Genomic DNA, 10,302 nt, shown 5'->3' on the forward strand with positions numbered 1-10,302 from the left:
CACAGGATGGTCACAGGCTCGTCGGTTTTAAACCTGAATGTGGATTCCTCGTTGTTGCATTTGGCTTTCAAATTGTTGGCGAAATCCGAGCAGCGGCGGAACTCCGGTGAAGGAGACTTCCCCGGTTGTGGCGGAAACAAAGCTTAGTCCCGCTGATTCATCTCCCTGGCTTAACTGTTGCTCAACGGTCTCTCGATAGCGGGATGTGAGTAATAGTAACCGCTGATTCCGAGACCCCCGCCAGAGTAGATTGTCATGTTCTTGTTGGCGGTATTGTCCATCTACGAGTAGGTCAAGGCGTTGCAAGAGTTGCTGTTGGGCTGGGCTTCCTTGCTGCTGGAGGGTTTCTAGGCGATATCCGCTGTAACACATTACTCCTAAGTCTCGCTGTTGGCGGAGGTTATCAATGAGTTGGTTTAAGGCTTCGGCTTGTAACATGGGTTCGCCGCCGGAGAGGGTAATTCCTTCGAGGTCGGGTTGGCTGAGAATCCACTGGCTGAGGTCGTTGAGGGTCACGGTTTCGCCGCTGCGAGCGTCCCAGGATTCGGGGACAATGCAGCCGGGACAGGCGAAGGGACAGCCTTGTACCCAGATGACGGCTCGTTGTCCGGGACCGAGGACTTGTACGGGGGATTGACGGCGGAAGATTTTTAGGGTTGTAGTCATGGTTAATGTCAAGAATCGTTATTTTTACTCGTTCCTTCACTCGTTTTGCCTCCTGAGTGCGGGCGGCAGAGCCGCCCAGAGTCCGTGTCATGGCAGAGCCATAACACGAGTAAGAACACGAGTAAGAAACAGTCACCATTCACAGGTGATGTTGAGGATATATCCGAAGCCACGAATGTTTTTGAGTAAGTGATGGGGGTCTGTTTGGGGGCTGTGTGTGGCAAAGAGTTTACGAATTTCTCGGGCGAGACCGTTGATTTCTAAGGGGTTATGACCCTCTTCTAACCCCCAGATGGCTTCCATGAGGTCTTCATACTGACAAACAATGGGTTCGCCTTGGTTCTTGAGGTTTTGTTGGGCCATGTGGGTCAACATTTGGGTCACTTGAGGGCGACAGGGGAGAGCCTGGCGTTGGTCTGTGCTTTGGTAGTACAGGGTGACTTCGGCGAGTTTGTAGATGAATTGACCCTGAGGGACGACTCTGGCGTGGGAAGGGGCCTGGGATTTGGCTGAACGTCGGCTTTTTTGGGTGGCGTTGGGGTCATGGAAGCTGAGTCGCCAGTGACTGATGTGGAGGACAGCACCGGATTCTAGGGGGATGGCGTTTTGGTGAACGTCGTAGAGGCTGTCGTTGAGGTGCAGTTTGGTTCCGTTGGTGCTGTGGTCGCTGACGAACCACTGACCTTTGTTTCGGGTCAGAATACAGTGTTTAATGCGGGTGATTTGGGAGTCGGGGTCTTCGATTAGGGCGATGTCGTTGTCGGGAAGTCGCCCGATGCTATAGGAAATATCCCGCAGTTCAAGGGTGTTTTGCTGGCCGCTGGGGGAGTGGATGATGAGATAGGGAACTAGGTCAACCATGGACAGGAGAGGGAGAGGGGAGCGGTCTGTCTCCTACTTTACCAAGATTTGACGGTCAGGCGATAGGATGGAATGTCGGGGAAATTTCGGGGTTAGTTCTGGGGTTTGCGGGTGATTAAAATGCCACTGATGTTGTCTTGCCCCCCTCGCTCTAGGGCGGTTTCAAGGAGGTTTTGTAAGGGGTTTTTAGGGGATGAAAACGGGTTGTTTGTGAGTTGTTGCATTTCTTGGTCTCGGATGTAGTTGTGTAAGCCATCACTGGATAGAATTAGGATATCTTTGGGGTTCCAATGACGAATTGGGGAGGGATTTTCTTGCCATTTGGGGTCAATTGAAAACTGTCCGTTGCCTTCCCGACCGCCGAGACAGGAGGTAATTTGCGATCGCATGGGATGCGTGGCCACCTGGTCCTCGGTAATCTTCCCAATCTCTAATAACACCCGCACAATGGAATGGTCTTTGGTTTTATAAAGGGGTTGCTGGTCTTGCAGATGATACAGTCGGCTATCTCCGGCATAGAGATGGACATAATAATCGGGAGTGATAATCGCGGCAACAACGGTTGACCCCATCCCCATCAATTGAAAACTCTGACCGCCTTCGTTGCGAATGGCGTCATCGGCTTCATGGAATTTTGCTAATAACTGATTGTAGAGGTCTTCTTGATTCGTTGCTAAGGGTTCATCAACTAATTCAGCAAAGGTTTCAACGGTTAATTGAGCGGCTCGCTGTCCGCCACGACCGCCGCCCATACCATCTGCAACGACGGCTAATAGAGCGGATTCATCAGACCAAGGCTTGACTAAAGTTTTGTCTTGATTTTCTTGGCGGACTTTGCCAATATGGGAGACGTCAGCAACAGTAACCCAGGGTAATTCTAGCAGATTTGGAGCAGAGGAATTAGGATTATTCATGGGAATTAATGACTTCAAATTCTAGGTTGCCAAATTGAATGCGACTGCCGAGTTGTAACACGACGACATCAGAATAGGGCTGATCCGGGAGAGTTTCTAGTTTCTCACCATTGACGCGAGTGCCATTGCGACTGCCTAAATCCCGTAAGGTGAGTTGTCCGTCCTGCCATTGCAAGAGGGCGTGACGGCGAGAGACCATGGGAGGATCTCCGAGTTCGCAATCACTGAGGTCGAGGTCAACTTGGGCGTGGGGGGGGTCGTGACGGCCAATGAGGATGCGGATCGGATGTAGGGGAATCTGTTGCTGTGTTTGGGGACCGTTGCGGAGGATGAGAACGGTCTTGTCGGGGCTGAGTCGCCGTTGTCCGGGGACGGGGCTGTGACCAAATCCATTCATGAGTCGTGGTTGGTGGTTTTGCGGGTGTCTCGTAAGAGTCCGGTGACTTGTGCGGGAGTCAGTTTTCCTGAGTCTTGGAGGGTTTGCAGTTGTTGACTGGCTTGCTGCATGATGTCGCGGCGACCGGATTTGGAGGCGGCGACTTGGATGTTGCTGAGGAGTTCGCCGGTGCGGTTGGGGTCTTGACTGCGAGGGAGTTCGCTACTGTTGATGTTGATGTCCCAGCCGAGGCGATCGCGTTCTACGTCTCGATTCACCTGTTGGGCGGCTTTGTAGGATTGGGTATGGGCGATCGCCGCCTGAGCCTGAATCGGGGTCATTCCCGGCCCTTGCACCTCCAGTCGCAACACATCTTGGTCTGAGAGACTGTCGTTAAACCCCAGGGGAGGAACCCGGACTTCAATCAGAACATCGGTGGGTTCTCTGGCGGAGACGGCGGACAACACCAGTTGATTGGGGGCTGTTTCTTCCAAAGGGAGATAGTCGGGACGGTAGCGACAGAAACTCTCGACGGAGGCGTGGTTGAGGGGAGTCAGGGTCAGAAGCAGGTCTTCAACGGCGATGGCTTGACAGCGGCGGAATTGGTCTTGCAATTGGGGGTCTAGCTGACTGGGGTCATCGGCGTAGAGAAAGCCCCCCCGACCGCGATCGCCCAATTGGACGAGAAAATCGGTATTAAAGTTAGCGGCATCCCCTAAGCCGACGGTAAAGAGGGTAATCCCCCCATCGGCAAAGGCATCAACCCGCTCCAGCAGAGGAGTGGTGTCGGGCAATTGACGGCCTTGGCGATTCGTCGCATGGCCATCGGTAATCAAGACCGCCACCCGGGCCAGTCCGGGGCTGGGGGGGAGTTGCTCGTGCAACCAGGCTAAGGCTAAATCTGTACGGGTGACCCCATTGGCCTGTAAGCCGTTGATGGCCCCTTGTCGGTGTTGGCTGTCCTGCTGACTCTCGCCGATGGGAGCAACCCCTGTAGCGAAACTGGCTAAACTGAGGCGATCGCCATCCCGTAATTGCCCCATCACCGTCCGACAGGCGGTTTTTGCTCCCTCTAGCTTCGCCCCCCGCATCGAAGCACTGGTATCGAGGGCGATCGCCATCTGCAAGGGCAGTTGGGCTAAATTGGCTTGAGGGGTGAGACGAACTCGCAAGACATGGCGACTGTCTAAGGAACTAATTTTGGCGGGTAAATCCCAGTCTAGTTGTAGGTCAAACATAAAACCTTACCGCTCTTGGTGATTGATATCAGCCTAACAACGGGGTCTTGGGAACTCCATAGTAGGTTCATGGAAAGTAGATGGAAACTAGATGGAATTTTGCCGGCCCCTCTGGGCGGGTTCCCTGGCTCAAGTCTGTCTTTTCCCCAGTGTTTCGTCCTAGCTTAATGGGCTTCGACGCCCAGACCCATGAGTGAATACCCGTACTGGGAATTTCAGTCCCTCGATCGCCTCCTAACAGGTCTGCAACTCATAACAACTTGTCGTTTTGTAACAATTGTGGCAAACGTCCCGCGTCCTGAACCCACAATGGGATCACACGCGCGATCGCCTCCTGGTACAGTCCCTCTGGCACAGTCCCTCTGGCACAGTCCCTCTGGCACAGTTCCATGAGTGGCGATCGCCTCAGACGGATCGCCCCAGGCGACGCGACAAGGATACGAACAGACTTATGGGTATTGCCAGCATCAACCCCGCCACGGGAGAAACCATCAAAACGTTCACGGATCTGAGTGACGCGGAACTCGAAGCCAAACTCGAACGAGCCGATCGCGCCTTTGGGCAATACCGCTATACCATGATGGTCCAGCGATCGCGCTGGCTCCAGAACGCGGCCGATATCCTCGAACGAGATGCCCAAAGCTTCGGGGAACTGATCACCCTAGAAATGGGCAAACCCATCGCCCAAGCCGTCGCCGAGGTCAATAAATGCGCTCTCGTCTGCCGCTACTACGCCGACAACGCCGCTGAGTTTCTCGCTGATCGCCCGGTGGCCACCGATGCCCGCTTTAGTTACACGGCCTATCATCCCCTGGGGGCGATCCTGGCGGTCATGCCTTGGAATTTCCCCTTTTGGCAAGTCTTCCGCTTCGCGGCCCCGGCTCTGATGGCGGGCAATGTGGGCTTACTCAAACACGCCTCGAATGTTCCTCAATGTGCCTTGGCGATCGAGTCGATTCTCTCGGAAGCGGGATTCCCCAGCGGTGCCTTCCAAACCTTGCTCATCGGTGCCAAGCGCGTCGCCTCACTCCTGGCCGACGATCGCATCCAAGCGGCGACTCTCACCGGCAGCGAAGGGGCCGGAATTCGCCTCGCCGAACAAGCGGGTAAAAACCTGAAAAAAACGGTTCTGGAACTCGGCGGCAGTGATCCCTTCATCGTCATGGGGAGTGCCAACCTCGAAGCCGCTGTCAGCACGGCTGTCACTGCCCGGATGCTCAACAGCGGCCAGTCTTGCATTGCGGCTAAACGCTTCATCATCCACGACTCCGTTGCCGATGAGTTTGAACGGCGCTTCCTGGCTAAACTGGAGGCTCTGCGCTTTGGCGATCCCCTAGTCCCGGAACAGGATCTCGGTCCCCTGGCGACGGCGGGGATTCGCGATGAGCTGCATCAACAGGTGCAAACGTTAGTCAAGCAGGGCGCTAAACTCCGACTCGGAGGCGAACTCCCTGAGGGGCCGGGGAACTTTTACCCCGCGACGTTACTCAGCGATATTCCATCGGGGACTATTGCTGATGATCAAGAACTGTTTGGCCCCGTGGCCTTGCTATTTCGCGTCAGTACCATTGATGAGGCGATCGCCCTAGCCAACCGAGTCCCCTATGGCTTAGGTGCTAGTGCTTGGACGACAGTCGAACCCGAGCAGCAACAATTCATCGGTGAATTGGAAGCGGGAGCCGTCTTTCTCAACGGTATGGTCAAATCTGATCCGCGACTGCCCTTCGGCGGAGTCAAGAAATCGGGCTATGGCCGCGAACTCGCCATTGAGGGGATTCAGGAGTTTGTCAACATCAAAACTGTGGTCATCAGTCAATAGCATCCAATCGCATCGCTTCCGAGTTGCCCCTTCCGGATGAATTCGGGCGAAGGACTTGGCAAAGGGATTATCTTGGAATTGTGGTTTCACACCTGTTATCGCGTCTGTTCACGTCTGTTAATTCAACTCATTTCAACGCAACGCAAGGGGTCTTAATGAACACTGCGGAACTATTAGTCAAATGTCTGGAAAACGAGGGCGTCAAGTATGTCTTCGGCTTACCGGGTGAAGAAAATATGCAAGTCCTCGAAGCTCTGCGAGGCTCGTCGATTCAGTTCGTCACCACCCGCCATGAGCAGGGAGCGGCCTTTATGGCTGATGTCTATGGACGCTTAACGGGAAAAGCGGGGGTTTGTCTGTCTACCCTCGGGCCTGGGGCGACGAACCTGATGACGGGGGTGGCCGATGCCAACCTCGATGGTGCGCCTCTCGTCGCGATTACGGGCCAGGTGGGAACGGATCGGATGCACATTGAATCTCATCAATATTTGGATTTGGTGGCGATGTTCGCTCCGGTAACCAAGTGGAATTCGCAGATTGTTCGCCCCAGTAATACCCCGGAAATTGTCCGTAAGGCGTTTAAACGGGCGCAACAGGAGAAACCGGGGGCGGTTCATATTGATTTGCCGGAAAATATCGCTGAGATGCCGGTGCAGGGAAGCCCCCTCAAGTGCGATCGCCAGGATAAAATCTATGCTTCGTATAAGAGTCTCAATGATGCGGCGACGGCCATTTCTCGGGCGAATAATCCTCTGATTCTGGTGGGGAATGGGGCGATTCGTGATGATGCGAGTGATGCTCTGACGGAGTTTGCGACTCGGTTGAATATCCCGGTGGCGAATACGTTTATGGGTAAGGGGGCGATCGCCTATACGCATCCCCTAGCCCTCTGGACGGTGGGATTGCAACAGCGCGATTATATCAGTTGTGGCTTTGACAACACTGATTTGGTGATTGCGGTGGGCTATGATTTGATTGAGTATTCTCCCAAGAAATGGAACCCGAAAGGGGAAATTCCCATTGTCCATATTGGGACGGATTCGGCGGAGATTGACAGCAGCTACATTCCCTTGGTGGAAGTGGTGGGCAATATCACGGACTCCCTCGATGAGATTTTACGCCGTTCTGATCGCTCCAGCAAGGCGACGCCCCATGCTCTCTCGCTGCGGGATGATATTCGCCAGGATTACGAACAACACGCCAATGATAATGAGTTTCCCTTGAAGCCTCAGAAGCTGATTTACGATTTGCGGCAGGTGATGGGGCCCGATGATGTGGTGATTTCTGATGTGGGCGCTCATAAGATGTGGATTGCCCGCCATTATCACTGTGAACGGCCTAATACTTGTTTGATTTCTAATGGGTTTGCGGCGATGGGGATTGCGATTCCGGGGGCGATCGCCGCGAAGCTGGTTCACCCGGATCGCAAGGTTGTGGCGGCGACGGGGGATGGCGGTTTCATGATGAATTGCCAGGAGTTGGAGACGGCTCTACGCACGAAAACCCCGTTTGTGACCATTATTTTCAATGATGGCGGCTATGGCTTGATTGAGTGGAAGCAGGAGGCTCAATATGGACGGGCTTCGTTTATTGAGTTCGGCAACCCGGATTTTGTCAAGTTCGCTGAAAGTATGGGCCTGAAGGGCTATCGGGTGACGTCTACGGAGGAGTTTGTGCCGATTTTGAAGGAGGCGTTGGCCCAAGATGTCCCGGCGGTGATTGACTGTCCGGTGGATTATCGGGAAAATGCTCGCTTTTCGGCGAAATCCGGTGAGTTGAGCTGTCCGATGTAAGGTTTCCCAGACTCACTCTGGATTTGTGGAGTTCTGCTCATACGGCTTTGGCGGTATGGGCAGTTTTGTTTCGGGTTCTTCCTCGTCTTCCTCGTGACTTGGCTCAGCCCAGTCATGCCATTGGGGAGGCTCTGCCTCCCGAGAGCAGGCGGCAGAGCCGCCGAGAGTGCGTGTCACGGCTTCAGCCATGACACGAGGAGGGGAGGAGGGGGTTGAGGTTGCCGCAAATGTGAAGTTTTATAACAAATTGGCGTATCTCCGTAAAACGAGGGCTGTTATCCCGACAGTAGTTATAGATGATTGGGAGGTTCCTCGTGGAGGATAGAGATACTCAACAGCCGAGCCATAATCCGCTTGCTCAGTTGGATGAGCAACTCAGGAGTTTAGCTCTTGAGGCTCAGAACTCCCCCCCAGGGAGTCGCCAGCGTCGTCGTGCTTTGACGCGACTGGTGCAACTGACTCGCACATCCGGTCGCCTCTGTCATCCTTATACTGGGCAGTTTCCCCATGTTTATGATGATATTTATAATGAGGCGCTGCAAATGTTGTTTATTTACATTTGCGATCGCATTGATGCCTATAACCCTAAGAGAAGTCCGTTTTTACGATGGGTTAACTTTCTCTTGCAACGGCGTTTTTTTAATGAGGCAATTCCCCGGATTATTGGCGATCGCCGCGAGATTTCTAGCACTTCTCTCACGCCATCAGTTCGGGTACAACAGCACTTTTCCACTAAGCGTTTATCTCCGAGTCTGTCTGAGGCGATCGCCCAATGTTTACGGGATGATCCCGCTGGACTCTTTGAACGTCGCACCCTGCGCCAAAAGCCAGAGGTGACGTTCAAACAAATTTCCATTCGACGACTCAATGGAGAAAGTTGGAAAACTATTTCTGCTGATTTGGGGGTGGGTATCTCAACCTTGAGTGATTTTTACCAACGCAGTCTGAGTGAATTTTCTGAATTCATTAAAGACTACGTACAAACTTAGCTAAAGATAGTTTATGTTAGGAGTGATCCATGAATTATAATCATCACAAGTTAACCTTCAATGTTCCGATGACGCAAATGATGCGTTCTCAGGCTGATCAGGTGAGTCGGTATCAAGATAATTCAGATAAATCACGACAAGTTTACCGTAATGTTTTGGCGGTGTTGGCTGTTGATTATTATTGTCAATGTATGGGGATTGAAACCGATTTAGAAGCCAGTACAGTTTGGAATCCGGGGTTGCAACTTTTGGCAAATAGTGCTGATTTGGAACTCAGGAATTTAGGTCGAGTTGAGTGTTGTGCGATGACGGCTAACCAGAACAAGGTAAGGGTTTCTCAAGAGGCTCGGGGTGATAAACTCGGCTATCTTGCTGTGGCTTTGGATGAAGACTCAAATGAGGCAATTTTGCAAGGGTTTTCTGAGAAGCTGATGGGAGATGGAGAGGAGTTTTTTCTGCAAAGTTGGGATGATTTGGATCTGTTCTTGTTGAAGGTCGAAGAATGGGAAAATCAGCCGTCAGTGGCATCATCTCAGGTGACTCAACTCAGCCAGTGGCTTCGCGGTTTGGTGGACGCAGGATGGCAGAATCTCGAAGCGTTAGTTGCCCCAGAACAGCCTGCACCCGCCTGGGTGGTGAGAAGCCGGATGAAGAGTCAGGAAACCCACCAAAACTCGGTGATTAAACGGGGAAAACTGCTTCATTTTGAGGGGATGTCTGAGGCGATCGCACTGTTGATTAGTTTAGATTCGGAAATTTCAGAGGAAATGGATATCTCGGTTGAGATTCAGTCTCTGGATAGACGGACTGAGTTACCGCTGAATTTGGAGATTTCCATCTTGAATGATGAAGGTCAGGCGGTGATGCAGGCTCTTGCGAAAAGTACAGAACATATTAAGCTAAACTTTAGTGGTCAGCCTCAAGAACAGTTTGGTGTTAAGGTGGCGTTAGGACCGGTCAGTTTTCTGGAACATTTTGTGATCTGAGACAGAATAAGGGAGGATAAATTATGACGAAACTTGTAACCTTAAAACTGACTGGGGACTTGGATGATGTGGGTTTTCAAGTCTCTTTGGAAATCAGTCAAGATGGCGATCGCCCCTCAATTGAGGAGACGGGTCAGTTACCCGCCGCCCCGGATTTACTGGCTCAGTTGGACAGCCACTGGTTAGAGAACTATCGCCCGTTGAGTGCGCCGTATCGGATTAAGTCGAAGGGGATTGAATATGGTGGTTCAATTCAGGCACGTTTGAAGGCCTGTCAGGAGTCGGGGAAGACCCTGCGCGATCGCCTCAACACTTGGTTGGATGCGGAGTCATTTCGAGACATTGATCGTCTATTACGGCAACAGCTTAAGCCCGATGATGATATCCGGGTTCTTATTCGCACCAATGACACCCGTTTACATAAACTTCCCTGGCATCTGTGGAGTTTTTGCCAAAGTTATCCCAAAACAGAAATTGCTTTGAGTCCACCGAAGTTTCAACGTCGTGAGCGATTTTCCTCTCAGGGTGGGAGGCAGAAAATTAGAATTTTAGCAATTTTGGGTCATGCTGAGGGGATTAAGGTCAGTCGCGATCGCCAAACTCTGGAGAAGTTACCGGGTGCAGAGGTTGAATTTTTAGATGAACCCACCCAGTCTGAGA

At 52.5% G+C, this 10,302-nt stretch carries 9 protein-coding genes and 1 pseudogene; 5 read left to right on the forward strand and 5 right to left on the reverse strand.

The genetic code is table 11. The features are described from left to right. Nucleotides 1-27 precede the first annotated feature (27 nt). The 5 genes from R6U67_RS15540 to R6U67_RS15560 all read right to left on the reverse strand — a co-directional run bounded on the left by R6U67_RS15540 (nucleotide 28) and on the right by R6U67_RS15560 (nucleotide 4,055). Entirely contained in the window at nucleotides 28-666 is a 639-nt protein-coding gene (locus R6U67_RS15540; protein WP_410253390.1) for a 4Fe-4S single cluster domain-containing protein, read from the reverse strand. A gap of 132 nt (nucleotides 667-798) precedes the next feature. Next, on the reverse strand, nucleotides 799-1,527 hold the full coding sequence (locus R6U67_RS15545) for an FHA domain-containing protein (RefSeq protein WP_410253391.1): 729 nt from the start codon (nucleotides 1,525-1,527) through the stop codon (nucleotides 799-801). A gap of 92 nt (nucleotides 1,528-1,619) precedes the next feature. Further along, a complete protein-coding gene (locus tag R6U67_RS15550) occupies nucleotides 1,620-2,441 on the reverse strand; it encodes a PP2C family protein-serine/threonine phosphatase (protein WP_410253392.1) in 822 nt (273 codons plus the stop codon). Continuing rightward, nucleotides 2,434-2,838: an FHA domain-containing protein gene (locus tag R6U67_RS15555; RefSeq protein ID WP_410253393.1), complete on the reverse strand. Its 405-nt coding sequence runs from the start codon at nucleotides 2,836-2,838 to the stop codon at nucleotides 2,434-2,436. The genes R6U67_RS15550 and R6U67_RS15555 overlap by 8 nt, the downstream gene beginning before the upstream one ends. Continuing rightward, on the reverse strand, nucleotides 2,835-4,055 hold the full coding sequence (locus R6U67_RS15560; protein ID WP_410253394.1) for a vWA domain-containing protein: 1,221 nt from the start codon (nucleotides 4,053-4,055) through the stop codon (nucleotides 2,835-2,837). The genes R6U67_RS15555 and R6U67_RS15560 overlap by 4 nt, the downstream gene beginning before the upstream one ends. 451 nt (nucleotides 4,056-4,506) lie before the next feature. Between R6U67_RS15560 and R6U67_RS15565 the strand changes: the two genes are divergently transcribed. From R6U67_RS15565 to R6U67_RS15585, 5 genes and pseudogenes are all read left to right on the forward strand, one after another. After that, entirely contained in the window at nucleotides 4,507-5,874 is a 1,368-nt protein-coding gene (locus R6U67_RS15565; protein ID WP_410253398.1) for an NAD-dependent succinate-semialdehyde dehydrogenase, read from the forward strand. Nucleotides 5,875-6,029: 155 nt separating this feature from the next. Continuing rightward, complete coding sequence (locus tag R6U67_RS15570; protein ID WP_410253395.1) at nucleotides 6,030-7,667, forward strand: acetolactate synthase large subunit; 1,638 nt, start codon at nucleotides 6,030-6,032, stop codon at nucleotides 7,665-7,667. A gap of 314 nt (nucleotides 7,668-7,981) precedes the next feature. After that, nucleotides 7,982-8,656: a sigma-70 family RNA polymerase sigma factor gene (locus R6U67_RS15575; RefSeq protein WP_410253396.1), complete on the forward strand. Its 675-nt coding sequence runs from the start codon at nucleotides 7,982-7,984 to the stop codon at nucleotides 8,654-8,656. 29 nt (nucleotides 8,657-8,685) lie between these two features. Beyond that, nucleotides 8,686-9,642: a DUF1822 family protein gene (locus R6U67_RS15580; RefSeq protein ID WP_410253397.1), complete on the forward strand. Its 957-nt coding sequence runs from the start codon at nucleotides 8,686-8,688 to the stop codon at nucleotides 9,640-9,642. Nucleotides 9,643-9,665: 23 nt separating this feature from the next. Continuing rightward, a pseudogene (locus tag R6U67_RS15585) lies at nucleotides 9,666-10,302 on the forward strand (adenylate cyclase); the annotation flags it as partial.

The organism is Sodalinema sp. (genome assembly GCF_046483825.1).
Lineage (GTDB): Bacteria > Cyanobacteriota > Cyanobacteriia > Cyanobacteriales > Geitlerinemataceae > Sodalinema.